Here is a 25,460-nt window from a genome sequence, read left to right on the forward strand (position 1 = left end):
GGCGTTCTCCTCGTCTCAGTCCAGGTCCGACTGACCGGCCCGTGTGAGCCAGTACTGGGCGAAGGTGATGACCATCAGGATCAGCAGCAGCGCCACGGACAGGGCGGACGCGTAGCCGAACTCGTACTCGGCGAAGGCGTTCTGGTAGATGTACATCTGCAGCACCCGGGAGGCGTCGGCCGGGCCGCCCTGGGTGGTCACCGAGACGGTGTCGAACACCTGGAACGAGCCGATCACCGTCATGATCAGCACCAGCGCCAGGATCGGGCGCAGCAGCGGCAGGGTGATGCGGCGGAACTGAATATTCGCCTCGCTGGGGTCCGCTGATCGAGGGTTCGGGTGCCACGTCGCTGCCGTAGCGGTGGCGTCGTTCGGGACCACCAGTGGTGTCGTTGGGGCCGCTCTGTCTACGCTCCTTCCGCCGTGTGTATAGGGCACGCGGCGGAAGGAGCAATCTGGAATGGTACGGAAGATCAGGGCGAAGCTGGTGCTCCAGCTGCGCGCAGAAGGTCTGTCGGGGCGAGCGATTTCGTCCTCGCAGGGCATGTCCCGCAAGTCCGTGAGGGCGGTGTTCGAGGCCGCTGACGCTGCAGGGATCGGGTGGGGCGATATCGCGGACGTCGCCGATGAGCAGGTGTATGCCCGGTTGTTCCCGGGCCGGGGCGAGCACGAGAGCGTGTTCGCACAGCCGGACTGGGAACAGGTCCATCGAGAGATGGCCAGGGTCGGCGTGACGCTGAAGCTGTTGCACGGCGAGTACTTCGACGCGACCACGGCGGCTGGGGATCCGGCGATGGGGTATGACCGGTTTTGCCGCACCTACCAGCACCACGTCATGGTCACCGGTGCCGCTTCGAGAGTCGGTCACAAGGCCGGCCAGAGCGTGGAGGTCGACTGGTCCGGCCCCACGATGGAGCTGGCCGATCCGGTCACCGGCGAGGTCTCGAAGGTGTTCTTGTTCGTTGCCTGCCTGCCTTTTTCTCGTTACGCGTTCTGCTTCCCGGCGCTGGATATGCGCCAGGAGTCCTGGCTGCGAGCGCACGTAGCGATGTTCGAGGCGCTGGGCGGGACGGTCCCGAGGATCGTTCCGGACAACCTCAAGACCGGTGTGGTGAAGCACCCCCGCGAGGGCGAGATCGTCCTGAACGATGCGTATCGCGAGATGGCAGCGCATTACTCGGCGGCGGTGCTCCCGGGGAGGGTGCGGAAACCGAAAGACAAGGCGAGCGTGGAGAACACCGTCGCGCACGTCGCGACCTGGGTCATCGCCGGGCTGCGGGATCAGCGATTCACGTCCCTGCCCGAACTTGCAGCCGCCATCGGGCAGCGGATGGAGGCCTATAACGCGGAGCCGTTCCAGAAGCGGCCCGGATCCCGCGCCAGCGTGTTCGACGCGGAGGAGCGGCCGCTGCTGACGCCGCTGCCGGCGGTGCCCTACGAGATCTCGACATGGCACTACGGACGACGAGTGGGCAGGAACGGGCACGTCACGTTCGCGCGGAACTTCTACTCCGCGCCGTTCGCGCACATCGGCGCGAAGGTCGATCTGCGCATCACGGCCCGGACGCTGGAGATCTATCAGGGCAGCCAGCGACTGACCAGTCACCTGCTGCTCCCGGAGACCGCGAGCAATGAGTACCGCACCAACGACGCGGACCTACCTGCGGGCGAGCGTTTCCAGGCCTGGGACGCGCAGAGGGTGCGGGCGTGGGCAGATCGGGTCGGGCCGGCCACGGTGATCGTGATCCAGCGGATCTTCGAGTCCGTGCCGATCGTGGAACAGGGCCTGGATCCCGCGTTGGCGGTGCTACGGCTCTCTCGCCGCTTCTCCGTAGATCGGGTCGAGGCGGCCTGCGCACTCGCGCTGACGGGACGGGTCCGTTCACCGCGCTATGCGCATCTGCACCCGATCTTGGCCACCGGGCAGGACAAGGTCGCCGCCCTGCGTCCACCCCGCGAGGAACCCGCGGAAGACGGCGGATACGTCCGTGGCGCCGACTACTACGCCGGAGGTGTCCGGTGAGCGTGATCGATAACGACACGAAGCGGAAGCTGCGCGAGATGGGCGCGACCGCGCTGCTGGACGCGATCGATGCCCAGGATGAGGCTCACGTGCTGGGGATGTCGTTCCAGGAACGGCTCCAGCTGATCGTGGACGAGGCGCATTCCATCTTCAATCATGGAAAGGTCGAGGGTCTGATCCGCCGGGCGGGGCTGCGTTATCCCGGAGCGGACCTGCGGCGGCTGGATCTGGTCGAGGAACGGGGACTGAACCGGAACGTGATCGCGCAACTGGCAACCTGCTCCTTCATCCAGCGGCAACAGAACGTGGTCTTCCAGGGCTTCACCGGCTCAGGGAAGTCCTACCTCGGCTGCGCGCTGGCGAAGCAGGCCTGCCAGCACCGGCTCCGAGCCCACTACATCCGAATGCCCGACCTCGAAGAGGCCTGGGCCCTGGCAAAGGACAAGCCGCAGGGCCAGACGAAGTTCCTGCGGAAGTACTCCACGTTCTCGCTGCTGGTGATCGACGAGTGGCTGCTGGACCATCCTGACGAGGGAATGCGTTCGATGCTGCTGGAACTGCTCGAGCGCCGCTATGACACCGGCTCGACCGTGTTCTGCACCCAGTACCCGAAGAAGGACTGGCACGCCCGGCTCGGTGGAGCAGTCCACGCCGATGCGATCATGGACCGCATCGTGCACAACACAATCTGGATCGACACCGGCGACAGGAACATGCGAGAACACACCGCACTGCCCCAGTGACCCGATGCCGGCGGGAGCCAGTGGTCCCCACCGCGGCGGCTACTGGCCCCCGTCGGCACGATCGGCGGTCCCCAAGAGCAAGATTCGGTGGCTCCCACGACTACGAATACTCAGAACATCTGGATCTCGCCCGCACCCTCGGTGCGGGCCGCCTCGTAGAGCTGTTCGGGGATCGCCTGCAGCCCGGCGAAGATCAGCAGCGCGGTGTAGCCCATGTGGCGCCACACGTTCACCAGCGCCACGGTGGGGATCACCCACGTCTCGCTCGCCCAGAACTGGATCGTCCCCACCCCGATGGCGTCCAGGAAGATGTTCACGATGCCCAGCTGCGTGTCCAGCATCCACAGGAACACGATGGCCGCGACCACGTTGGAGACCAGATACGGGGCCAGCACCAGGGAGCGCAGCCACGTGGACTGCGTCAGGCGCTGCATCAGCACCGCGATCACCAGTGCCACCACCGTCTGCACGCCGATGTTGATCAGCACGTACAGGATCGTGACCTTCAGCGAGTTCCAGAACACGGGATCGGCCAGCATCGCCTGGTAGTTGTCCAGGCCCACCCAGACCGGTGGGGTGAGGGTGGTGTACTCGGTGAAGGAGTAGTAGATCCCGGTCAGCAGCGGCCAGACCAGGAAGACCAGCAGGCCGATGGTGGCAGGCAGGATGAAAAGCAGGGCCAGTTTGGTGTCATCCGGTCGTCTGCGCCTGGCAGGCGTCCCGGACGACCTCGTTGTCGTCGCGGACATGATGCTCCTCTCGGGCGGTCCGTCAGTCCCCGGCGGGGCCTGCGGTCTCGGGTCGTGCAGGGGTCGCGGATCGTTCGGACGTGCCTGATCGGTCGGAGCTCTCGGGACGGCCCACGGCCTCCACCTCGATCAGCACGGCCGTCTCCGGGTCCATCAGCGGCGCCGCCAGGCCCGTGTTCGCCAGCGCCGCGCCGGGCAACTCGATGCCGTCGGTCAGCGGCAGCTCGTGGCGACCCCGGTAGTTGCGGTCGGTGGCGGGTTCCACCCCGTCCAGCGCCCACGCCGGCCAGCGCAGGTTCGACGGGGTCTCGCCCAGCACCAGGGGCCGCACCCGATAGCGGGAGCGGGGATCCAGCCCGGGCAGTCGTACCTGGCCCACCGTCGCCAGCTCCGTGCTCTCGGTGCAGGCCAGCACGTACAGGGCGCGATCCTTGGTGGGGGAGACCACGCCGGTCAGCCACAGGGCGTCCATCCCGCGATCCGCGCGCACCAGGTCCCCGGTGAACAGGAACTCCCGCCGCTGCTTGTACAGCTCGATCCAGGTGCGCAGCTCGCTGAGCTCGTCCTCGGTGGCCTCGGCCAGGTCCCATTCGATGCCGAGGTGCCCCATCAGGGCGGCCGCTGCCCGGAAGGAGAGCGAGTGGAGGCGTCCGGTGGTGTGCGAGCGGCCGGAGGCGATGTGGCTGCCCATCAGCTCGAAGGGGATCAGCTGACTGGTCCAGCGGTTCATGGACAGCCGCTCGAGGGGGTCGATGCAGTCCGAGACCCACACCCGATCGGTGCGCTCCAGCACGCCGAGGTCCACGCGGGCACCCCCGGAGGAGCACGACTCGATCTCGAGCCCCGGGTGATCGGCCTTGAGCCGGTCCATCAGCCGGTAGGCGGCGAGGGTCTGGGCGTGGGTGGCCGCGGCGCCGGAGGAGCGGTCCGCCGCCTCCACCAGGTCACGGTTGTGGTCCCACTTGATGTACGAGATGTCGTACTCGTTCAGCAGCGCGTCCATCTGCCGGTGCACGTGCTCGAAAGCACCGGGGTGGGACAGGTTGAGCACCTGCTGGTAGCGGGACTCGAAGGGGAGGCGTTCCGCGGACGGCGCCATCACCCATTCGGGGTGTGTCAAGTCCCGGGTTTCGTTGAGGGTGTGCGGGTGATGGTTGCTCAGGCCGCGGTGGCGGTCTGAGGGGCGTGCTGACGGACCCGGTGGTCCGTCTCGATCTCGGTGGGGGTGCGGTGGTCGAGCTTGCCGTGGAGGCGGTCGGTATTGAACCAGTGGACCCAGTCGGCGGTGGCCGGCTCGACGTCCTCGATGCCGTTCCAGGGCCCATCGAGAAAGATCAGTTCGTGCTTGTAGAGTGAGTTCAGTGCCTCGGCCATCGCGTTATCGTACGAATCTCCCTTCGAGCCGACAGAAGCGACAACTTCGGCTTCCTCCAGCGCCTGCGAGTATTTGATGGCGCGGTATTGAACTCCGCGGTCGCTATGATGTATCAATCCACTCACGTCTTGGCCAGCTTTCCGACGGTTCCAGAATCCCATGTTAAGCGCGTCGAGGGCCAGATCGGTATAGAGCCGCGTCGAGGTTTGCCAGCCGACGATCATTCGTGAGAACACGTCGAGCACGAAGGCGACGTATACCCATCCCGACCTGGTGGGCACATAGGTGATGTCCGCTACCCATAGCTGATTCGGGGCGGTCGCGGTGAATTCCCGCTGGACGAGGTCCAAGGGGCGGCCGGTCTCCGGGGCCGGCTTCGTGGTGCGCGGGTACTTGCCCCGTACGGTGCCGCGGATGCCGAGGGAACGGCACAGTCGCTCGACTCTGCCCTTGCCGACCGCGATGCCCTCGCGGACGAGCTGCGCATGAATCTTCCGGATCCCGTAGACCCGCATTCGTGGATGAAAATGAATGCGCATAATCTCCTTCGATAATTCGGCATCACGAACACTGCGAGCCGAGGGAGGTCGGCTGCGGGCCGCATAGTAGGTCTGCGGGGCGATCTTCACATCGAGCTCTTTGGTGAGAACCCGGCAGATCGGTTCGATCCCCCACGTGTCTTTTTGTTCGTCGATGTAGGCGACGATCACTTCTGTGGGCGGTCGAACTCCGCCGCGAAAAAAGCCGTCGCGGACTTCAGGATCTCGTTCGAGCGGCGCAGCTCACGGTTCTCCGCCTCCAACTGACGAATCCGCGTTTCGGCGTCCACCGCCTCGGTCGGGATGTCTGCGGCTTCTGCCTTGCTGACCCAGTTCCGCAGCGCTTCCTTGTGCACGTTCGTCTGCTTCGCGATCCGCGCGATCGCGCCGATGCGTGTCGCCGGGCCGCGGCGGGCCTCGACGGCCAGGCGGGTCGCTCGCTCCCGCAGCTCGACGGGGTACTTGTAGTTGGCCATGGTGATCAGGGGGTCCTTCCAGGATGTCTGGCTCACCCTCTATCAAACCCCGGACGATTCAGTGCGCGCGGGCCAGCTCCGAGTCGAGGTTGACCATCTCCGGCTCGAACCAGAGCCCGAACTGCATGCCCAAACCTGTCACGTGGTCGATTAGTGGGCCCAGCCCCTCGGGCCACGCATCCGGGGAGACCACCCAGTCGCCCAGGCCCGAGGTGTCGTCGCGGCGGGAGCCGAACCAGCCGTCGTCCAGGACGTAGCGCTCCACGCCGAGGGCGGCGGCACGATCGGCAAGGTCGGTGAGGCGGCCCAGGTCGTGGTCGAAGTACACGGCCTCCCACACGTTCAGGGTGACGGGCCTGTCGGTGGAGACGTGGTGCTTGCGGGAGCGCAGGTGGCGGTGGAAGCGGCGCGCCACCTCGTCCAGGCCGTTGCCGTACGAACCGTACAGTCAGGGGCTGCGGTAGCTGTCGCCGGAGGCGAGGTGACCCTCGCCCGGCAGCAGCAGTTCGCCGCCGGCCAGGATCTGGGTGCCGCCGGAGGTGCGCTCGGCCAGGTGCACGTGGTTGCCGGAGAAGCCGACGTGCACCGCCCACACCTGACCGGAGGAGAAGTTGAAGCCCGCGGTCCCGGCATGCAGGAGGTGGGCGGCGTCCGCGCCGGTGCGCCCGCGCCGGTTCTGCCGCAGATGCGTACCGGTGGTGAAGCCACGGCGCTGGGGGACCCGCTCATGGGCCCACCGCCCGGCGAAGTCCAGCAGCTCGGTGGCGTCCAGGGGGACCGGCAGGGCGAGGGTGAGGTCGCTGAGGGTGTACGTCTCGGCCCCGGCATTGGTGACCTCGGCCCGGGCGCGCAGCAGCCCCTGGGCAGTGAGCTCCACCTCGAGCCGTGCCTCCAGCCCGTTGGCCCGGTCCTCCAGCTCGAACGTGACGAGCCCCGAAGCTGCCTCGACGAAGCCCGCGCGGTCCCTGTCCTCATCGGCCTCGGCGAGGATCTCGCCGTCGAGCCGAACGGCATGGCAGGAGAGACGAGGCGCGAATCCGGAGCCGTCCGGTCGGGAGCCGGTCAGGCCCGGCGTGCCCAGCCAGCCGTCCGCGTTCTGCGGCAGCAGGCCCAGGCGCAGCGGCACGTCGGGAGCGTTGTTGGCGACCGGAGGGGTGGTGACCGCCGCGAGCTGTGCGGCATCGGCCGAGGTGAGGGAGCCCAGCGCCGGCCCCCAATGGAGGACAGCAGGGATGCGCCCACCGGTGACGTCGAGCAGCAGGGAGACGCCTGCACTGCTGAGGTGGACCCTGACCGTGGGACCTGCACAGTCGTGCGCCTCGGGGTTGTTCACGGACGGGTCGCGCTGATCGGGCATCATCGCCTCCACGGCTCGGTACGGGGCCGTCGCTGCCCCCGACTTATTTATTGCATGAAACTTAAGCCGTGGGTGGCGCGAGGTCAAGCCTGGACCGGAGCCGGCCCCGTCATGGGATGCATCCCGCGGTGCGCGTCGGCGCCGCTACTCTGTCCCCACCCCATGACCCAGGAGCCCCCCGATGATCCTCACCCAGTCCTCCAAGCTACGCGACGTGTGCTACGAGATCCGCGGGCCGGTGCCCGCCGAGGCCGCGCGCATGGAGGCTCAGGGCCACCAGATCCTCAAGCTCAACATCGGCAACCCCGCCCCCTTCGGCTTCGAGGCGCCCGACGAGATCCTGGTGGACATGATCCGGAACCTGCCCTCGGCGCAGGGCTACTCCGACTCCCGCGGCATCCCGGCGGCGCGACGCGCGGTCGCGCAGTACTACCAGATGCGCGGCATGCCGGGCATCGAGCTGGACGACGTGTTCCTGGGCAACGGGGTCTCCGAGCTGATCCAGATGGTCTGCCAGGCGCTGGTGGACGACGGCGACGAGGTGTTGATCCCGCAGCCCGACTACCCGCTGTGGACCGCCGCCGTTTCCCTGGCCGGCGGGCGCGCTGTCCACTACCGCTGCGACGAGGAAAGCAACTGGTGGCCTGACGTCTCCGACATCGCCGACAGGGTCACCGAGCGCACCAAGGCCATCGTGGTCATCAACCCCAACAATCCCACCGGCGCCGTGTACCCCGAGCCGGTGCTGCGCGAGATCGTGGAGGTGGCCCGCAAGCACGGGCTGCTGATTCTGGCCGACGAGATCTACGACAAGATCCTTTACGACGACGCGGTGCACACCCCGATCGCCTCGCTGGCCCCGGATCTGCTGTCGATCACCTTCAACGGACTGTCCAAGGCGTACCGGGTGGCGGGCTTCCGTGCCGGATGGATGACCCTGTACGGGCCGCAGGACGACGCCACCAGCTTCATCGAGGGCCTCGAGGTGCTCTCGAACATGCGGCTGTGCCCGAACGTCCCGGCCCAGCACGTGGTGGCCACGGCCCTGGGCGGCTACCAGACCATCAACGACCTGGTGCTGCCCGGGGGCCGGCTGCGTGAGCAGCGCGACGTGGCCTACGAGGGCCTCAGCGAGATCCCCGGGGTGAGCGTGGTTAAGGCCGAGGGTGCGCTGTACATGTTCCCGAAGCTGGACCTGGAGATGTACCGGATCGACAGCGACGAGGAGTTCGCCTACGACCTGCTGCGCTCGAAGAAGCTTCTGGTCAACCACGGCACTGGCTTCAACTACCCCGAGCCCGACCACCTGCGTCTGGTGACCCTCCCGCGGGCCGACGTGCTCGCCGACGCCGTGGACCGCATCGCCGACCACCTCGCCTCGATCCGCCGCTGAGGGCGCCCGGGCGCTCTGTGGACGGGGAGGGTCAGAGCAGCAGCGCGGTCGCGGCAACCTCCTGCGGACTCTGGTCGCCGAACACCTTCTGCGCCTGCGCCCCGCCCCAGGCGATGGACTCCGGGCGGAAGATGACCACGTGGAGAGCGGCCGCGGCGAGGGCCAGGATCGAGCCGAGGGTGAGCATCGCGACCTCCGAGCTCGATTGGAATGATCGTTCCACTATAGTGGGCCGTGCCCGGCGCCGACAGCCCGGGCGAGGAACGACGACGAGCAGGCAGCGAGCAGGAGGGGTCATGGGACGACAGTCCGCCTTCGTGCGGGAGGACACCGTGCGCTCCGCCCGCGACGTGTTCTGGAGCGAAGGGTACGAGGGCGCTTCCATGGCGAGCCTCCAGCGGGCCACCGGACTGAACGCCAGCAGCATCTACCATGCCTTCGGCTCCAAGCGCGGTCTGTTCGACGCCGCGATCGAGGACTACCTCGAGCGCGTCGTTCGCTCCGGGCTCGCCCCGCTGTGCGCGCCCGAGGTCGCCCCCGATGCTCTCGAGCGCTACTTCCTCGCGGCCCGCGCGCTGTTCGCGGACCCGTCCGGCCGCACCCTCTCCGACGGATGCCTGCTGGTGAACACCGCCTGCTCCGGGCTCGCCCGGGACGGCGGGATCGCCGAGGCCGTGCGCGCCTATCGCGCCGAGCTGCTCGCCGCCTTCACCCGCGGCGTGCAGGCCCGACGCCCCGACCAGTCGCCGCAGGAGCGTGCGCAGCTCGTCGAGACCTGCGTCGCGCTGCTGATCAGCGCGCTGGTCATGACCCGGGTGGACCGGGATGCGGCCACCGCCGCGATCGACTCCGCCCTCACCGCACTCCAGAACCAGGAGCAAGGACACCCATGAAGCCCCTCTACACCACCGAAGCCCTGGCCACCGGCGGCGGCCGCGACGGCCACGTCGATGTCGCCGAGTCGGATCTCGCCTTCGACCTCGCCGTCCCGACCGCCATGGGCGGCACCGGCGCCGGCGCGAACCCCGAGCAGCTCTTCGCCGCCGGGTACTCCGCCTGCTTCCACTCCGCCCTGCAGGCCGTCGCCCGGCAGCAGAAGGTCGCGATCGACGGCTCGAGCGTCGGCGCCCGCGTCACCATCGGCTCGGAGGAGTCCGGCGGCTTCTCGCTCGCCGTCGAGCTCGAGGTGGTCATCCCGGAGCTCGACCACGACACCGCCCAGGCGCTGGCCGACGCCGCGCACCAGGTGTGCCCGTACTCGAACGCCACCCGGGGCAACATCCCGGTGGTCGTCACCGTCACCGACGACTGACCGCCCCGCGTCCTGCCGGCAGGCGTCGGGCAGGTGCGAGGAGCCCCGGCGGGATCGATCCCGCCGGGGCTCCTCGTGCTGTGGCATGCTGCTCACGGGCGCAGCAGCACCTTGCCCTGTCGGCCGTCGGTCAGCGTGGCCGCCACGGCGGCGGCGACCTCCTCCAGCGGGAAGGTGGCCGCGACCGGCAGGGTGACCTCGCCGGAGAGCAGGCCGGAGAAGATCTCGCCGATGAGCCGGCGACGCACCTCCGGCGCCATCTCCGCCGAGACCCGGGAGCCCCAGAAGCCCTCGACCTTCAGATCGCGGAAGATGATCGGGCCCGAGGGGAGCGCCATGGTCGAGTCGCCCATCGCCCCGAAGACCACCAGGCGACCGCCGTCCCCGAGCAGCGAGAGCACCTGGCCCGCCGCCTCGCCGCCCACGGAGTCCAGCCCCGCTGCGACGCGCGCCTCTCCGATCAGCGCACGCGCCTGCTCCTGCCAGTCCTCCCGATCGGTGGCGACGACGTCACCGATGCCCTGCGCGGCGAGCTCCTCGACGCCGCTGCCGCGCCGCACCAGGCTGATGACGCGGATCCCGCGCAGCCGAGCGAACTGCGCGACGAGGCGGCCGACGGCCCCGGTCGCGGCGTTCTGCACGAGCACCTCGCCGGGAGCGAGGTCGAGGTGCTCGAGCAGGGAGACGGCGCTGAAGGGCATGGCCAGGAGCTGGGCGGCGGACTCGTCCGGCAGCTCGGCCGGCACCGGGACCAGCGAGGAGGCGGGGGCGGTGAACAGCTCCGCCCAGGCTCCGGTGATCCCGGTCGCCGCGACACGGTCGCCGACGGCGTAGCCCTCGACGCCCTCGCCGAGCGCCTCCACCACTGCGACGGCCTCGCTGCCGGCGCCGGAGGGCAGCGCGGGGCGGACGCCGTAGGAGCCGCGGATTGTCCACAGGTCGTGGTGGTGGATCGGGCTCAGCGACATCCTCAGCAGCGCCTCGCCGGCGGCCGGAACAGGGGCATCGGCCTCGGCGGTGCGCAGGACGTCGGCGGGATCGCCGAAGCGGTCGTAGGTGATGGTGAGCATGGGATCGCCTCTCGATTGTGGAATAATCATTCCACTATAGCGGTGGGGTGCCTCCCTGCACCGTGCGCGGGTCGTGCTGTTCCGGGTCTCACAGCTGCGGCCGCCACGGCGCCGGGCGATGCAGAAGGGCCGGGGGCCGGGACCGGTGCTCCGGTCCTGCCCCCGGCCCTGCGGCAGGGTGCCTGCTGCTCGTGCGCGGCTCAGGCGTGCGTGGGCTGCGGTGCGCCCTCGCGGGCGATGCGGACCATCTCCTCGCGGTCCGCGACCTTGATGCGGGCGCGCGGCTGGCCATCGGCGTCCACCGCAGCCGCACCGAGGGCCTTCTCGTGCGCGTCCAGCGCCATCCAGCCCTCCCAGGTGGTGTACTCCACGCCGCGGGAGTCCAGCAGGCGCACGATCGCGTCGTTGTCGCGCTCCGGCGCGGTGGGCAGCTGCCCGGACTCGAGGTCCTCCAGCAGGGAGCCCACGGTCTCGATCGCATCGGACTTCGTCGCGCCGATCAGGCCGACGGGCCCGCGCTTGATCCAGCCGTTGGCGTACAGGCCCGGAAGCACGGTGCCATCCGCCTCGGTGACACGGCCGGCGGCGTTGCTGATCACGCCGCGGGAGGAGTCGTAGGGAACTCCCGGCAGCTCACTGCCGAAGTAGCCCACCGCCCTGTACATGGACTGCAGCTCGTAGTCGACGAACTCGCCGGTGCCCTCCAGGCGCCCCTCCTCGTCCAGGCGGGTGCGCTCGAAGCGCATGCCGGTGACGTGCCCGTCCTCACCGAGGACCTCGACGGGGCGGTGCCAGAAGTGCATGTGCAGGCGCCGGGTGACGGGCCCGCCGTGGTGGTCGGTGGGCTCCTCGCCCGCGGCCTCGCGGCGCTGCTGCTCCTCGAGCCAGTTCACGAAGGTCTGCACCACCTGGTCGGTGCGCTTGTCGGCGCGGATGGCCTCCCACTGCGCCTCGGTGATCTGCTCGATGTCGCGCGGGTCCATCACCACCTGCACGCCCTTGGGGTGCGCCAGCTCGCGGGTCTCCAGCGGGGAGAACTTGGTCTGGGCGGGGCCGCGGCGGCCGAACACGTGCACGTCGGTGGTGTTCGCAGCGGCGAGGCCCTCGTAGACGTTGGCGGGGATCTCGGTGCGCAGCAGCTCGTCGGCGCTCTTGGACAGCACGCGGGCCACGTCCAGGGCCACGTTGCCGTTGCCGATCACCGCGACCTGCTGGGCCTCCAGCGGCCACGTTCGCGGGTAGTCGGGGTTGCCGTCGTACCAGGCCACGAAGTCGGCGGCGCCGTAGGAGCCGTCCAGGTCGATGCCGGGGATGTCCAGATCGGCGTCCTTCAGGGCGCCGGTGGCGAACACGACCGCGTCGTAGTGCTTGCGCAGGTCCTCCAGCGTCACGTCCTTGCCGAACTCCACGTCACCCAGGAAGCGGATGTCTCCGCGGCCCAGGATGCGGTGCAGCGCGGTGATGATCCCCTTGATGCGCGGGTGGTCCGGGGCCACGCCGTAGCGGATCAGCCCGAACGGGGCGGGGAGCCTGTCGAAGATGTCGGCCTGGACCTCCAGGCGCCCGGACTTCACGGCCTCGGAGCGCAGCAGGGTCTCTGCGGCGTATACGCCGGCGGGGCCGGATCCGATGACGGCCAGGCGGAGGGACTGCGGGGAGGAGGACATCTCACCTCGGTCTCGTGGCGCACGGATGCGCCGGACGGGAGCGCGCCGCTGCGCGCAGATTTCCGCACCACTTTATACGCGGAATTCGTGGGGAGAGGGTGGTGTGAGCGGGCTGACGCACCCCCGACAGCACCGCGCACCCCCCGATGCTCCGAGGGGTGCGCGATGGTGGTCGAGCGGCGGGGGCGGGCGGGAGCCCGGCCCACCAGGGTCAGCTGCCCTTAGGGACAGCTGCCCTCGGGTTAGCTGTCCTTGCGGGCCTCTTCCTTCGCAGCGGAGGTCTCCGGCTTGTTGTAGGCCAGCCAGAAGTAGACACCCACGAACACGGCACCGCCGACGATGTTGCCGAGGATCACCGGGATCAGGTTGTCCCACACCGCGGACAGCGGCGTCAGCGCCGCGAAGTCATCGACGGTCACCCCGGCCTTCTGGACGGCGGCGCCGTTCCAGAACTCGTCTCCGGCACCGTACTTGACCATCAGGCCCATCGGCAGCATGAACATGTTGGCCACCGAGTGCTCGAGGCCGGTGGCCACGAACAGCGAGATCGGGCCGATCACGGCGAGGATCTTGTCGGTGACCGTCTTGCCGGCGGTCGCGATCCACACCGCGAGACACACGGCGAAGTTGGCCAGCAGGCCCAGGAAGAAGGCGCGCGGCCAGTCGTAGGAGACCTTGGCCAGCGAGGTGTTCAGCGTGACCAGGCCCCATGCGCCGCCGTTGGAGGCGTGCACGCCGGCCAGCAGGATCAGCAGCGCCATCAGCGCGGAGCCGATGAAGTTGCCGGCGATCGAGATGCCCCAGTGGGCAAGCATCCGGGTGGCGTTGATCCGCTTGGACAGCCACGGCATGACGGTCATGGTGGTGCCGGTGAACAGGTCCGAGCCGCTCATCACCACCAGGCCCAGGCCCACGGAGAACACGACGCCGCCCAGCACCTTGGAGATGCCCACGGGCCAGTCGGCCATCCCCTGCTGGGAGGTGACCATGTAGATGAAGCCCCAGGCGATGAACGCGCCACCGGTGAGGGACAGCAGGAACATGCGGCCGTAGGGCGTGGTCGCCTTGGCGTACATGCCGTCCTCGAGGGCCATGGCCAGGGCCTTCGGTGCCGGGATCTGCGTGGACGGTGCGGGTGCTGCGGCGGGTGCGGGAGTGCCGGAGGATCCGGGCCCCGAGGAGGGTGAGGTCATGGCGATTCCTTCTCTCGTACACAGGACGACCACAGGGTACGCCCGAACAACGATGAGAGAGGGGTTGTAAGGCCCGAGAGGTGACGTGTTCTCGTGCTGGCCGTGCTGGTCAGGGGTGCCGACGCTCAGTTCTCCGGCGTGATGGGCACCACGCCGACCGCGACCGACAGGGTGCTGGTGGCCCCGGGCGGCCCCACCACGATCCCCTTCAACGGCGGCACGTCGGTGTAGTCCCGCCCCCAGGCCGTGGTCACGAATCGCTGGTCCACGAAGGTGCGGTTGGTGGGGTCGATGTCCACCCAGCCGGTGCCGGGGACCAGCACGCTGAGCCACGCGTGGGAGGCGGCAGAGCCGATCATCCCTCCGTCGGGCTGGGTGCTGAGCTCCCCGTCGGCGCTGCGGGCGGTGCGCAGGTACCCGGAGACGTACCGGGCGGCCAGCCCCGCGGCACGTGCCACGGCCACGCCCACGTGGGAGAAGTCCTGGCACACGCCGTGGCGGGCGCTGAGCACCTCCTCCAGGGTGGAGGTGACGGTGGTGGCGCCCGAGGCGTAGGTGAAATCGGTGTGGATCAGGGCGGTCAGGTGTGCCAGGCACTCGCCGATCGGCCGCTGCGGGGTGAACACCTCCGCGGAGATCTCTCGCACGGCGTGGGAGGTGCGGATGCGCGGTGATGGCTGGGTGAAGTCGATGCTGGCGGCCGGCATCAGCGGCCCCCAGTTCTCCGGCAGGCAGCTCTCGAAGGGCCGGGACATGGTCTCGGTGGGATACCGGCGCTCTGCGACCGACACCCGCGCTCGGGAGTGCACCTCGAGGTGGTCGTGGGGCTGGTCCACCATCAGATAGGTGGAGGAGTTGCCGTAGAAGTCGGTGTGGGCGGTGAGCCGGGCCGGGGCGGGATCCACCGTCACCTCGTGGGACAGCACCCGCTGGTACAGGGTGGCGCGGGGCTCCACATGGGCGCGGCCGTAGTTGCGGGTGACCGGTTTGGCGTACCGGTAGGAGGTGAGGTGGTGCAGTGCGTAGTCGACGGCTTCCACTGCGGCCTGGTCGTCCAGGCGCAGGGGGACCGGGGGCAGCATCTCAGACATCGTCGAACCCCCAGGGGGAGGTGGATTCGGTGGGACGGAAGTACACGTCCTCCAGGGCGCCGGCCAGCTCCCGCAGGGAGGTGATGGCCCCGGAGGTCTCGTCCAGCAGCGCTGTCGCGGAAGGACCGGCCGTGGAGGCAGGCTGCAGCAGCTCCCGGGGCGACCAGCCGGTCACCCGCGTACGCAGGGAGCTCAGCGGGGCCCTCAGCTCGGGCGAGGGGGTGGACTCCGGCAGGCGGTCCAGGCTCGCCCCCAGCTTCTCCAGCTGGAAGGCGAGGGACCGGGGCAGGGTGGCGTCGGCCAGCAGCAGCTCCAGCAGCAGCTCGGGCTGCACGGCCGCGTGGTAGTAGCGACGGTAGGACGCGCCGGACTCGGTGATCACCGCGACCGCCTGGGTCACGCGGGCCTCGGCCTCGTCGTGCCGGCGGTGGCCCAGGGTGGCGCGCAGCAGTGCCAGCAGCCCCAGGGTGCGCTCGATCCTGCGACCGGTCTCGGCCAGGTCCCATCCCAGGTTCCGGGGCATCGAGTCGGTGATCGCCCCGGACAGGGTGAGACAGCCGTCGATGATGTCGGTCAGGGCAGGCTCCAGCGGCTGGGAGTCCACCTGGCCCAAGGTACGGATCCGGGCGCGCATGCGTGCGATCACCGGCCAGATGTCGTCGGAGACCAGGTCGCGCAGGGTGCGGGTGGTGTGCGCCAGGGAGTCGAAGGACTGCGCCAGTGAACCGGGGCGGTCCACCGCGGTGAGCAGCGCGGTGATCTCGGTGTGCACCTCCTCGGGATCCTTCAGGTCCACCTGGTGGAAGCCGGGGAAGGTGGTGGTCACGTCGGTGACGGCCCTCAGCAGCACACCCAGGGCGGTGCGGGCCGTGGTGCCGCGCTCGGATCCGAGGTCGTTGGTGGTGTCCAGCACGGTGCGCAGCAGGCGGGACGTGAGGTCCACCCGCTCCAGGTAGCGGCCGAACCAGAACAGATCCGCGCCGATCGAGCGGGTCATCGCCGGGTACGCCGGCAGCGTGGACCGGGTGACGGCGGCAGGGGAGGCCTCCTCCGATGCGGCAGTGGCGGTCTCCGGCACCAGCACCCACACGTCCTTCACGGCGGTGGGGGCATCATCGGTGGTGGTGGCGATACCTCCGGGCAACACCTCGTAGTCGTCGGCCCCCGCGAGCACCAGCAGGCGCAGGGTGACGGGCCGCTGGACCGGCCGCTTCCCGCCCGCGGGGTCCAGGGACAGAGCGGTGGACCACTCGGGTGCCGAATCCGTGGCAGGGGAGCGCAACTGGAGGTCCTCGTGGAGGATCTGACGGCACAGGTCCGGCAGCGCCTTACGCAGGGCGGGGTTCTCCAGCAGTCCGGCGCCGAGGGGGTTCACCACCTCCACGTCGCCGTTGCGAGCGGCCTCCACCAGCCCGGTCACGCCGCGCAGAGGCGTGGGCCCCAGGTCCAGCGGGTCCAGCTGCTGCGACGGTGCCAGGCGGATCAGCGTGTCCACGGCCTCCGCTGGATCGGCCTGCACCCCCGGCACGCGCAGCGTGAGCAGACCGGAACCGGTGCGCAGGTCGGTGGCGGAGACCACGGGGGCCCCCAGCAGGTTCGCGAACCAGTGATGGTCGAAGGTGAGCAGCGGGTCCTCGCCCTTGCCCAGCAGCACCACTGCCCGGCCCGAGCCGCCGTCGGCCCTGCCACGGAGGTCCAGTGCGGTGCGGATGCGGTCGAAGAAGGGGTGCAGGCGGCGCAGCTCCGTGGAGCGGTACAGCCCCGGCGCGCACCGGGACAGCACCCGGCGCATCTCCAGGGCGAACCCGGCGCCGTGGGGCACGTCGACCTGGTCCTCGATCACCCGCCACTGGCCGTCGGCGGTGCGGGCCACCGTGCAGGCCAGCGCGAACAGGCGCTGCGAACCACGGGCCGGGATCCCCACGGCGGTGCGCAGGTAGGCGGGGTCCTCCAGCAGCTCGGCAGTGGGGGCCACATCGCTGCCGAACACCGTGCGCGGCCCGTACAGGTCCGAGTACAGCGCATCCAGCAGGCGAGCACGCTGCACCAGCCCCGCGGAGAGGTCGTCCCACTCGGATGCGGTGATCACCGCAGGGAGGGGATCGATCATCCCGGGTGCCGCCCCGGACACGTCGGCCGCGAACATGGCGGCGGCGTCCGAGGAAGCCCGGCGCAGGGCGGAAGGGCCCATCACATCGAGTTCGGCCGCCAGCGAGCGGGGGGTGGAGGAGCTCACCGGTTCATCGTAGGCGGGCGCCTCAACCGGCGCTGACCACCGGGACACCCTCGGAGGGCTGGACCACCACGAAGCCGGGGCCGTGGAAGGCCAGCTGGAAGGACTCGCCGGAGCCGCGGCCGATCAGGGAGCCCATCTTGAAGTCGTTCTTGATCTGGGGCTGCAGGTTCGCCGACCAGCACACCGCCGCCTGCGGGTCCACGAAGGTGGGCTGGCGGGAACAGTCCAGCAGCATCGGGGGACCGTCGGAGGTGACCGCGACCATGCCCTGCCCCTGCAGGAACAGGTTGAACAGGCCCCCGGCCATGAAGCCTGCACCGCCGAGGGAGCGGATGTCCCACTGGATGGAGCTGTCGAACGCCAGCATGTTCTTGGTGTTCAGCGTGAGGGCGTCGTTCTCCAGCTGGATCAGGAAGATCTCGTGGGCCTGGCGGGCGTAGAAGATCTCCCCGTGGCCGCGGGTGCGCATCATGTTGGCGCCCTCGCCCGTGGCCATCTTCTTCAGCAGCTTCATGCCGCCGCCGGAGCCCTGGTACGAGAAGTCCATCTGCCCCTGGTAGGCGACCATGGCGCCCGCGGCGGAGATGATCTCCGGTGCCTGCGGGTGCAGGGCGCAGCGCAGCATCTTGTGGGACTGAAGCGTCCACCGGTCGTTGGTCTGCTTCTCCTGATTGGAGGCGTCGAAAAGGTTCGAGCGCATGGTTCCCCCTTGAGTCCGACCGGGCCCCGCCCGGAGTTCGTGGCGACGCTGCTGCGCCGCGCGCGCATCGTCTCACGGGCGGGACCGACGGTGAAGGGGTGGGTCAGCCGACCTGGCCCCGGGTGGGGAGGCCGGCTGCCGCCCCGGGGCCGGGGTGGGGAGGCCGGCTGCCGCCCCGGGGCCGGGGTGGGGAGGCCGGCTGCCGCCCCGGGGAGCGCAGAGGTGGGTCAGGCGGGGGCGTCGGTGAGCTGGTAGTCGCCGGCCTCGTCCACCGCGGCCAGCAGGTCGTCCTTGGAGACCTCGCCGTCCGCCGTGACGGTGAGGGTGGAGGTGCCGCCGGTGACCAGCTCGACCTGCACGTCGGAGACGCCGTCGATCGCGGAGACCTCCTCGGTCACCGCGCTCACGCAATGGCCGCAGGTGAGGCCGGTCAGTCCGTAGGTGGAAGTGCTCATGGTGTTCTCCTCTGTCTCGATGCGTTTGTCTCGATGCGTTCAGTGGCGCCTCAGCCGCCCGGTGGCGCCTCACTGTGACCCCATCACGGGGCTCGCGCGGCGCTCCCAGGGCAGCGTTCCTGCCACCTTATACCCCGAGGGGGTATGCGTGTGGGGATGGGGGAGGGCGCAACCACGTGAGGGTGGGGGTGGGCGCGCAACCAGAGGGGCAGGGGAGAGGGCGAAGGGATGGAGTGGACCACGGAGGGCGTTACCACGGCGTCAACTGGTCCTATGTGATCAGCTACGACATATATGCCGGTGCTGATCACATAGGTCCGGTACGGCTCAGTCCCGTCCCCTCAGCACCGGAACCCGCCGCGCCGCCACCCGCCGCGCCGCCACCCGCTGCGCCGCCACCCGCTGCGCCGCCACCCGCAGCGCCGGGACCCCGTACCCGACCCAGGCGTCCACCTGTGCAGGAGCCGTGCAGGCCAGGTGAGGGAACGCGGGGACATCCCCGCTAGAAGCAGCCGGTGCGGCAGCAGCCTCGTAGCATGGCCACCATGGTCGACCCCCGCCCTCTCCGCCCGGCGCGCCGTGATCCGCGGCTCGTCGCGCTCGCCGAGGACTCCGGCTACGAGATCCAGGGCCGCATCGGCGCCGGCGGGATGGGGATCGTGTACCGCGGCAGGGACGCCGACGGCAACGACGTCGCGATCAAGCTGCTGCGACACGAGATCTCCGACGACCCCCGCGCACGGGAGCGCCTGGCCAGGGAGGTCGCGGCCCAGCAGCGGGTGCGCAACGACAACATCGTGCGGATCCTCGATGCCGAGCTCGACTCCGGTGATGCTTTCGTGGTCACCGAGTTCATCCCCGGCCCCACCCTGGAGGACGCCGTGCACTCCCATGGCGGCCTCCATCCGGAGGCGGTGCGGGAGCTCGGCCTGGTGATGGGGGAGACCCTGCGCGACATCCACGCCGCCGGGGTGGTGCACCGCGACCTCAAGCCCAGCAACGTGCTGCTGCGTGGGGCCACCGAGGGCGACCTGGCCGTGTTCGATCCGGACGGGGACCGCCTGGACCCGGTGATCATCGACTTCGGCATCGCCATCGCCGCCGAGGAATCCCGCCTGACCTCCACCGGCCTGGTGATGGGCACCGCCGCGTACTTGGACCCGGAGGTGGTGCGCACCAACCACACCGGCGAGGCCGGCGACTGGTGGGCATGGGCTGCGCTGCTGGCCTTCGCCGCCACCGGCCGGGAGCCCTACGGGGGTGGCCGGGCCGACCTGGTGTTCCTGCGGGCCGAGCGCGGGGAGATCGACGTGGACGGCACGCCGACGGAACTGGCCCAGTGGCTGCGCTCCGCTCTGCAGGCCGATCCCGAGCAGCGACCCCTACCCGAGGAGATGATCGAGGGACTCGCTGCCCTTGACCTCAGCTACTACGACGACCCCGGCCCCACCGAGGCGATATCGGCTGGGACCCGCACAGCGGCACTGCCCCTGGCCGACGGAGCCGGCGCGGTCACGCCCGCCGACGCCCGAGGACGCGAGGCGGAGCAGGGGCAGCAGGGCAGTCACGAGGCGGGGCAGGGGCAGCAGGGCAGTCACGAGGCGGGGCAGGACGATACCCAGGTGATCGAACCGGTCGAGGCGCCCACCGCGGCGCTTCCCGTGATCGACGAGGCCGGTGCGACCCAGCGCCTGCCCATCGTCCCGGAGTCACCCGGCGCGGACCAGCCGACGCAGCGCATCGACCTGCAGGGCCCCGCCACCGAAGCCCTGCCGGTGATGGGGACCCCCACCAGGCAGATGCCTGCCGTGCGCCCGGAGGGCGGACAGCCTTACCGCAGCAGTGGCGGGTACCCGGTCCAGCGGGCACCTCAGGGTGATCCCTACCGGCAGCAGCCCGTGCAGGCGCAGGCGCCGCCGGTGCAGATGCCGCCGCGGCAGGCAACGCCGATGCAAATGCCGCCGGGACACACGGCGCCAGGCCACACGGCACCGGGACACATGCCGCCGGGCCAGATGGCGCCGGGCCAGATGGCCCCGTACGGGCCCTGGCAGCCGCCGGTCCCGCCGCCCCCGCGCCGCCCGCTGCTGGTGTGGACCGGGCACCTGCTGCTGATCGGCCTGGCCGCGGTGGCGCCGTACGTGTCCCTGATGCTGCTGCTGGTGCTGGGCACCCTGGCCCGCACCTGGGAGCGCTCGCACCAGGCGCTGGCTCAACGGCGCCTCCGCGGCGCCACCGGATCCGGAGCGTCCTTCGCGGTCGGCGCCGCTGCTCCGCTGCGGCTACTGCTGTCCCTGGTGGAGATCGCGCTGCAGGTGCTGCTGCCCCTGCTGCTCGGCCTGCTGGTGGGTATCGCCGTGGACGCGGCCTGGACCGTGCTGCGCACCGCACCACCGCCGGACGGCATCGCGTTCGCCGTGGCCATGGCTGTGACCCTGCTCATCACCTGGGTGGGGATCGGCAGTCGCACCACCCGAGCCGGAGCCCACCGGATGGTGGATGCAGCCGCGCCGGACCGGGTGTGGACAGTGGTCGTGGCAGTTCTCCTGCTGCTGCTGGTGATCGCCGTGGCCACCACGATCGTGGCCCGCGGCGGGGTGGTGGACTACTTCCCCTTCGGGGCCGGGCCCCGGCTGGACGACATAGCGATCTGGCGGCGCTGACCCGAAGCCGCCCACGCCCTGCCGCTCCTTCACCCTCCCTGAACGTTGACTTATGGGCGTTACACTCGCCCCCGTCCCATCCATCCGCAGTGCCCCACAGGGGGTGAGGAGAGTCCATGGCCTCGTCGTCGAAGTCAGCGCAGAGCCGCCGTGAGGCGCAGCGTGAAGCCATCCGCCAACAGCGGCAGGCCGAGCTGCGTCGCCAACGTACCGTGCGCAACGTCGTGATCGCCGTGGTCACCGTGGCCGCACTCGTGCTCCTGGCAGGTGCCGGCTACCTCATCTACCGCTCCCTGCAGCCCGAAGGGCCCGTGGCCACCCCGGAGGGCGTGGCCGAGGACCAGGGCTACCTGACGCTGGGCGCCCCGGCCGATTCCGGCAAGCCTGTCCTGGAGATCCACCTCGACTTCATGTGCCCCCACTGCGGCACCTTCGAGGAGATCAACAGCGCCGACGTGCAGACCATCGTGGACAACGAGGAGGCCACTGTGCAGATCGTGCCGCGCAGGATCCTGGACAGGTCCTCCACCTCGGGCGACTTCTCCACCCGTGCCGCCAACGCCCTGGTGTGCGTGTACGAGGACGACCCGGCCAACACGATGGAGTTCCAGGCGGCCATGTTCGCCGATCAGCCCACCCAGGGCACCGCCGGCCTCAGCAACGAGGAGATCTGGGCCCACGCCCAGGCCGCCGGTGCCTCCGAGAGCGTGCAGAGCTGCATCGACAACCGCACCTACCAGGGCTGGGTGCGAGGACCCGTGGACGCGTACGCCCAGGAGAAGACCACCGTCACCCCGTACGTCGAGATCGCCGGCGAGGAGTTCCAGGACTGGGCCACCCCCGGGGCCTTGCGTGAGGCCGTGCTGGCTGCGGGCGGCGGCGCTGCTCCGTCCGACGGCGGCGGTGCCTCCGACGCCGGGCAGGGCTGATCCGGCTCCGATAGCATGTCGGGGCCGGTCGCTGATCGACCGGCCCCATCCGCTGGAGTGGCGCAACGGTAGCGCACCTGTCTTGTAAACAGGTGGTTGCGGGTTCGATTCCCGTCTCCAGCTCTGAATCCCACTATGGGATGCGTGGCGGTATTCTGGTCCCATGACCACACAGATCGCAGTGCGCCTTCCCGACGAGATGGTCGCCTTCCTCGACGATTCCGTCGCCGCCGGGAAGGCATCCAGCCGTGCAGCGCTGGTGGCCGCAGCGCTCGAGCGTGAGATGCGAACGCGTGCCGCCGAGGCCGATGTCCTGCTCCTTGACCGCATGGGCGCGGCTGATGACCTCGACGATCTTGTCGCCTGGTCGGTCGGTCGTTCCTCCCTCGAGGACTGAGCGCTCGTGCGGGAGATCTGCCTGGCCAGGTTGGACAAGACTCGTCCGGTTCTCGTGCTCACTCGTGAAGCGGCCCGCCCTGCGATGGCCAAGGTGACCGTCGCGCCCATCGCCTCCACCGCCAAGGGACTCAGCAGCGAAGTGCCAGTAGGGGTTGCCAACGGCCTCGATCACGAGGGAGCGATCTCGATCGACAACGTCGTCACCATTCCTGCTGAGCTCCTGGGCCGTACGGTCGGTTTCCTGAGGCCCGACCAGGAGCGGCAGTTGGCCCGCGCTGTGGTTCTCGCCTACGACCTGGACATCCCCCTGCTCGATCACTAGCGAGTCCCACCGGCCCCGAGGGTGGCTGCGAAGCCGTGGATGAACAAGGCCGTCGATGACGCGGCCTCCCAGGGACGTGGCATAGGGTTCTGCTAACTAAGTTAGCCAGATATGGAGGAGCCATGACGTCAATCAACGCCGAGGTCGCAGCCTCCGATATCTTCCGCGCCAGCGCCCGACCCGCCGACCAGGAGCGTGTGGTGCTCCTCGAGGACGACGGCACGCCTCGCGGCACGGTGAATATTCGCCTCGCTGGGGTCCGCTGATCGAGGGTTCGGGTGCCACGTCGCTGCCGTAGCGGTGGCGTCGTTCGGGACCACCAGTGGTGTCGTTGGGGCCGCTCTGTCTACGCTCCTTCCGCCGTGTGTATAGGGCACGCGGCGGAAGGAGCAATCTGGAATGGTACGGAAGATCAGGGCGAAGCTGGTGCTCCAGCTGCGCGCAGAAGGTCTGTCGGGGCGAGCGATTTCGTCCTCGCAGGGCATGTCCCGCAAGTCCGTGAGGGCGGTGTTCGAGGCCGCTGACGCTGCAGGGATCGGGTGGGGCGATATCGCGGACGTCGCCGATGAGCAGGTGTATGCCCGGTTGTTCCCGGGCCGGGGCGAGCACGAGAGCGTGTTCGCACAGCCGGACTGGGAACAGGTCCATCGAGAGATGGCCAGGGTCGGCGTGACGCTGAAGCTGTTGCACGGCGAGTACTTCGACGCGACCACGGCGGCTGGGGATCCGGCGATGGGGTATGACCGGTTTTGCCGCACCTACCAGCACCACGTCATGGTCACCGGTGCCGCTTCGAGAGTCGGTCACAAGGCCGGCCAGAGCGTGGAGGTCGACTGGTCCGGCCCCACGATGGAGCTGGCCGATCCGGTCACCGGCGAGGTCTCGAAGGTGTTCTTGTTCGTTGCCTGCCTGCCTTTTTCTCGTTACGCGTTCTGCTTCCCGGCGCTGGATATGCGCCAGGAGTCCTGGCTGCGAGCGCACGTAGCGATGTTCGAGGCGCTGGGCGGGACGGTCCCGAGGATCGTTCCGGACAACCTCAAGACCGGTGTGGTGAAGCACCCCCGCGAGGGCGAGATCGTCCTGAACGATGCGTATCGCGAGATGGCAGCGCATTACTCGGCGGCGGTGCTCCCGGGGAGGGTGCGGAAACCGAAAGACAAGGCGAGCGTGGAGAACACCGTCGCGCACGTCGCGACCTGGGTCATCGCCGGGCTGCGGGATCAGCGATTCACGTCCCTGCCCGAACTTGCAGCCGCCATCGGGCAGCGGATGGAGGCCTATAACGCGGAGCCGTTCCAGAAGCGGCCCGGATCCCGCGCCAGCGTGTTCGACGCGGAGGAGCGGCCGCTGCTGACGCCGCTGCCGGCGGTGCCCTACGAGATCTCGACATGGCACTACGGACGACGAGTGGGCAGGAACGGGCACGTCACGTTCGCGCGGAACTTCTACTCCGCGCCGTTCGCGCACATCGGCGCGAAGGTCGATCTGCGCATCACGGCCCGGACGCTGGAGATCTATCAGGGCAGCCAGCGACTGACCAGTCACCTGCTGCTCCCGGAGACCGCGAGCAATGAGTACCGCACCAACGACGCGGACCTACCTGCGGGCGAGCGTTTCCAGGCCTGGGACGCGCAGAGGGTGCGGGCGTGGGCAGATCGGGTCGGGCCGGCCACGGTGATCGTGATCCAGCGGATCTTCGAGTCCGTGCCGATCGTGGAACAGGGCCTGGATCCCGCGTTGGCGGTGCTACGGCTCTCTCGCCGCTTCTCCGTAGATCGGGTCGAGGCGGCCTGCGCACTCGCGCTGACGGGACGGGTCCGTTCACCGCGCTATGCGCATCTGCACCCGATCTTGGCCACCGGGCAGGACAAGGTCGCCGCCCTGCGTCCACCCCGCGAGGAACCCGCGGAAGACGGCGGATACGTCCGTGGCGCCGACTACTACGCCGGAGGTGTCCGGTGAGCGTGATCGATAACGACACGAAGCGGAAGCTGCGCGAGATGGGCGCGACCGCGCTGCTGGACGCGATCGATGCCCAGGATGAGGCTCACGTGCTGGGGATGTCGTTCCAGGAACGGCTCCAGCTGATCGTGGACGAGGCGCATTCCATCTTCAATCATGGAAAGGTCGAGGGTCTGATCCGCCGGGCGGGGCTGCGTTATCCCGGAGCGGACCTGCGGCGGCTGGATCTGGTCGAGGAACGGGGACTGAACCGGAACGTGATCGCGCAACTGGCAACCTGCTCCTTCATCCAGCGGCAACAGAACGTGGTCTTCCAGGGCTTCACCGGCTCAGGGAAGTCCTACCTCGGCTGCGCGCTGGCGAAGCAGGCCTGCCAGCACCGGCTCCGAGCCCACTACATCCGAATGCCCGACCTCGAAGAGGCCTGGGCCCTGGCAAAGGACAAGCCGCAGGGCCAGACGAAGTTCCTGCGGAAGTACTCCACGTTCTCGCTGCTGGTGATCGACGAGTGGCTGCTGGACCATCCTGACGAGGGAATGCGTTCGATGCTGCTGGAACTGCTCGAGCGCCGCTATGACACCGGCTCGACCGTGTTCTGCACCCAGTACCCGAAGAAGGACTGGCACGCCCGGCTCGGTGGAGCAGTCCACGCCGATGCGATCATGGACCGCATCGTGCACAACACAATCTGGATCGACACCGGCGACAGGAACATGCGAGAACACACCGCACTGCCCCAGTGACCCGATGCCGGCGGGAGCCAGTGGTCCCCACCGCGGCGGCTACTGGCCCCCGTCGGCACGATC

General features: G+C 69.4%; 24 protein-coding genes, 1 tRNA gene, 2 pseudogenes and 1 other annotated feature. Of the genes and pseudogenes, 13 read left to right on the forward strand and 14 right to left on the reverse strand.

Annotated elements, in window-relative coordinates:
- Positions 1-15: 15 nt before the first annotated feature.
- Positions 16-297: pseudogene (locus JOD52_RS01975) on the reverse strand (carbohydrate ABC transporter permease); the annotation flags it as partial.
- A 163-nt stretch (positions 298-460) separates the two neighbouring features.
- Here JOD52_RS01975 and istA (JOD52_RS01980) point away from each other — a divergent pair.
- A complete protein-coding gene (gene istA, locus JOD52_RS01980; RefSeq protein WP_204408388.1) occupies positions 461-2,023 on the forward strand; it encodes an IS21 family transposase in 1,563 nt (520 codons plus the stop codon).
- Positions 2,020-2,766, forward strand: coding sequence for an ATP-binding protein (locus JOD52_RS01985; RefSeq protein ID WP_338124028.1), 747 nt, complete (start codon positions 2,020-2,022; stop codon positions 2,764-2,766). Before istA (JOD52_RS01980) ends, JOD52_RS01985 begins: the two co-directional genes overlap by 4 nt.
- Positions 2,767-2,876: 110 nt before the next feature.
- On the opposite strand, the gene JOD52_RS01990 is transcribed toward JOD52_RS01985, so the two are convergent.
- The 5 genes and pseudogenes from JOD52_RS01990 to JOD52_RS02010 form a co-directional block, all read right to left on the reverse strand.
- Positions 2,877-3,515 carry a carbohydrate ABC transporter permease gene (locus JOD52_RS01990; protein ID WP_239551724.1) on the reverse strand — a complete coding sequence of 213 codons (639 nt, stop codon included), beginning with the start codon at positions 3,513-3,515 and terminating at the stop codon, positions 2,877-2,879.
- A gap of 22 nt (positions 3,516-3,537) precedes the next feature.
- Positions 3,538-4,635: an alpha-galactosidase gene (locus JOD52_RS01995; protein ID WP_275579069.1), complete on the reverse strand. Its 1,098-nt coding sequence runs from the start codon at positions 4,633-4,635 to the stop codon at positions 3,538-3,540.
- 38 nt (positions 4,636-4,673) lie between these two features.
- Complete coding sequence (locus tag JOD52_RS02000) at positions 4,674-5,600, reverse strand: IS3 family transposase (protein WP_017822135.1); 927 nt, start codon at positions 5,598-5,600, stop codon at positions 4,674-4,676.
- Positions 5,505-5,636 (reverse strand) — a sequence feature (AL1L pseudoknot). (Overlaps the previous gene by 96 nt.)
- Positions 5,597-5,905, reverse strand: a complete 309-nt coding sequence (locus JOD52_RS17910) for a transposase (RefSeq protein WP_204408635.1) — start codon at positions 5,903-5,905, stop codon at positions 5,597-5,599. It overlaps the preceding feature by 40 nt. The genes JOD52_RS02000 and JOD52_RS17910 overlap by 4 nt, the downstream gene beginning before the upstream one ends.
- Positions 5,906-5,966: 61 nt before the next feature.
- Positions 5,967-7,262 (reverse strand): annotated as a pseudogene (locus JOD52_RS02010) (glycoside hydrolase family 36 N-terminal domain-containing protein); the annotation flags it as partial.
- Between the two features lie 181 nt (positions 7,263-7,443).
- Between JOD52_RS02010 and JOD52_RS02015 the strand changes: the two are divergent.
- Positions 7,444-8,655 carry a pyridoxal phosphate-dependent aminotransferase gene (locus JOD52_RS02015; RefSeq protein WP_204408636.1) on the forward strand — a complete coding sequence of 404 codons (1,212 nt, stop codon included), beginning with the start codon at positions 7,444-7,446 and terminating at the stop codon, positions 8,653-8,655.
- 31 nt (positions 8,656-8,686) lie between these two features.
- Here the strand turns inward: JOD52_RS02015 and JOD52_RS02020 are convergent, their stop codons facing one another.
- Complete coding sequence (locus tag JOD52_RS02020; RefSeq protein ID WP_017824992.1) at positions 8,687-8,842, reverse strand: hypothetical protein; 156 nt, start codon at positions 8,840-8,842, stop codon at positions 8,687-8,689.
- Between the two features lie 109 nt (positions 8,843-8,951).
- On the opposite strand from JOD52_RS02020, the gene JOD52_RS02025 reads away from it, so the two are divergent.
- Both JOD52_RS02025 and JOD52_RS02030 read left to right on the forward strand, forming a co-directional pair.
- The gene (locus JOD52_RS02025; protein WP_204408637.1) at positions 8,952-9,548 is read left to right on the forward strand and encodes a TetR/AcrR family transcriptional regulator; all 597 of its coding nucleotides are present in this window, start codon (positions 8,952-8,954) and stop codon (positions 9,546-9,548) included.
- Positions 9,545-9,967, forward strand: a complete 423-nt coding sequence (locus JOD52_RS02030; RefSeq protein WP_010550080.1) for an organic hydroperoxide resistance protein — start codon at positions 9,545-9,547, stop codon at positions 9,965-9,967. The genes JOD52_RS02025 and JOD52_RS02030 overlap by 4 nt, the downstream gene beginning before the upstream one ends.
- A gap of 92 nt (positions 9,968-10,059) precedes the next feature.
- On the opposite strand, the gene JOD52_RS02035 is transcribed toward JOD52_RS02030, so the two are convergent.
- The 7 genes from JOD52_RS02035 to JOD52_RS02065 form a co-directional block, all read right to left on the reverse strand.
- Positions 10,060-11,037, reverse strand: coding sequence for a zinc-binding dehydrogenase (locus tag JOD52_RS02035; RefSeq protein ID WP_204408638.1), 978 nt, complete (start codon positions 11,035-11,037; stop codon positions 10,060-10,062).
- Positions 11,038-11,237: 200 nt separating this feature from the next.
- The gene (locus tag JOD52_RS02040; RefSeq protein ID WP_204408639.1) at positions 11,238-12,704 is read right to left on the reverse strand and encodes an FAD-dependent oxidoreductase; all 1,467 of its coding nucleotides are present in this window, start codon (positions 12,702-12,704) and stop codon (positions 11,238-11,240) included.
- 242 nt (positions 12,705-12,946) lie between these two features.
- A complete protein-coding gene (locus JOD52_RS02045) occupies positions 12,947-13,897 on the reverse strand; it encodes a formate/nitrite transporter family protein (RefSeq protein WP_204408640.1) in 951 nt (316 codons plus the stop codon).
- A 125-nt stretch (positions 13,898-14,022) separates the two neighbouring features.
- Positions 14,023-14,988, reverse strand: coding sequence for a transglutaminase family protein (locus JOD52_RS02050; protein WP_239551727.1), 966 nt, complete (start codon positions 14,986-14,988; stop codon positions 14,023-14,025).
- On the reverse strand, positions 14,981-17,224 hold the full coding sequence (locus JOD52_RS02055; protein ID WP_204408641.1) for a circularly permuted type 2 ATP-grasp protein: 2,244 nt from the start codon (positions 17,222-17,224) through the stop codon (positions 14,981-14,983). The genes JOD52_RS02050 and JOD52_RS02055 overlap by 8 nt, the downstream gene beginning before the upstream one ends.
- A gap of 22 nt (positions 17,225-17,246) precedes the next feature.
- The gene (locus JOD52_RS02060; protein ID WP_017824999.1) at positions 17,247-17,924 is read right to left on the reverse strand and encodes an AIM24 family protein; all 678 of its coding nucleotides are present in this window, start codon (positions 17,922-17,924) and stop codon (positions 17,247-17,249) included.
- A 227-nt stretch (positions 17,925-18,151) separates the two neighbouring features.
- Positions 18,152-18,379, reverse strand: coding sequence for a heavy-metal-associated domain-containing protein (locus JOD52_RS02065; RefSeq protein ID WP_017825000.1), 228 nt, complete (start codon positions 18,377-18,379; stop codon positions 18,152-18,154).
- Positions 18,380-18,915: 536 nt separating this feature from the next.
- On the opposite strand from JOD52_RS02065, the gene JOD52_RS02070 reads away from it, so the two are divergent.
- From JOD52_RS02070 to JOD52_RS02105, 8 genes are all read left to right on the forward strand, one after another.
- Entirely contained in the window at positions 18,916-21,042 is a 2,127-nt protein-coding gene (locus tag JOD52_RS02070; protein ID WP_204408642.1) for a serine/threonine-protein kinase, read from the forward strand.
- 116 nt (positions 21,043-21,158) lie between these two features.
- Positions 21,159-21,971 (forward strand): DsbA family protein, encoded by an 813-nt coding sequence (locus tag JOD52_RS02075; protein ID WP_204408643.1) that lies wholly within the window; start codon positions 21,159-21,161, stop codon positions 21,969-21,971.
- Positions 21,972-22,022: 51 nt separating this feature from the next.
- Positions 22,023-22,094 (forward strand) — tRNA-Thr (locus JOD52_RS02080).
- Positions 22,095-22,134: 40 nt separating this feature from the next.
- Entirely contained in the window at positions 22,135-22,368 is a 234-nt protein-coding gene (locus JOD52_RS17405; protein ID WP_017825003.1) for a YlcI/YnfO family protein, read from the forward strand.
- Positions 22,369-22,374: 6 nt separating this feature from the next.
- Positions 22,375-22,692: a type II toxin-antitoxin system PemK/MazF family toxin gene (locus tag JOD52_RS02090; protein ID WP_204408644.1), complete on the forward strand. Its 318-nt coding sequence runs from the start codon at positions 22,375-22,377 to the stop codon at positions 22,690-22,692.
- A gap of 122 nt (positions 22,693-22,814) precedes the next feature.
- Positions 22,815-22,958, forward strand: coding sequence for a hypothetical protein (locus JOD52_RS02095; protein ID WP_239551729.1), 144 nt, complete (start codon positions 22,815-22,817; stop codon positions 22,956-22,958).
- 133 nt (positions 22,959-23,091) lie between these two features.
- Positions 23,092-24,654, forward strand: coding sequence for an IS21 family transposase (gene istA, locus JOD52_RS02100; RefSeq protein ID WP_204408388.1), 1,563 nt, complete (start codon positions 23,092-23,094; stop codon positions 24,652-24,654).
- On the forward strand, positions 24,651-25,397 hold the full coding sequence (locus JOD52_RS02105) for an ATP-binding protein (protein WP_338124028.1): 747 nt from the start codon (positions 24,651-24,653) through the stop codon (positions 25,395-25,397). Before istA (JOD52_RS02100) ends, JOD52_RS02105 begins: the two co-directional genes overlap by 4 nt.
- Positions 25,398-25,460 lie beyond the last annotated feature (63 nt).

The sequence above is a fragment of the Brachybacterium muris genome, assembly GCF_016907455.1.
GTDB lineage: Bacteria > Actinomycetota > Actinomycetes > Actinomycetales > Dermabacteraceae > Brachybacterium > Brachybacterium muris.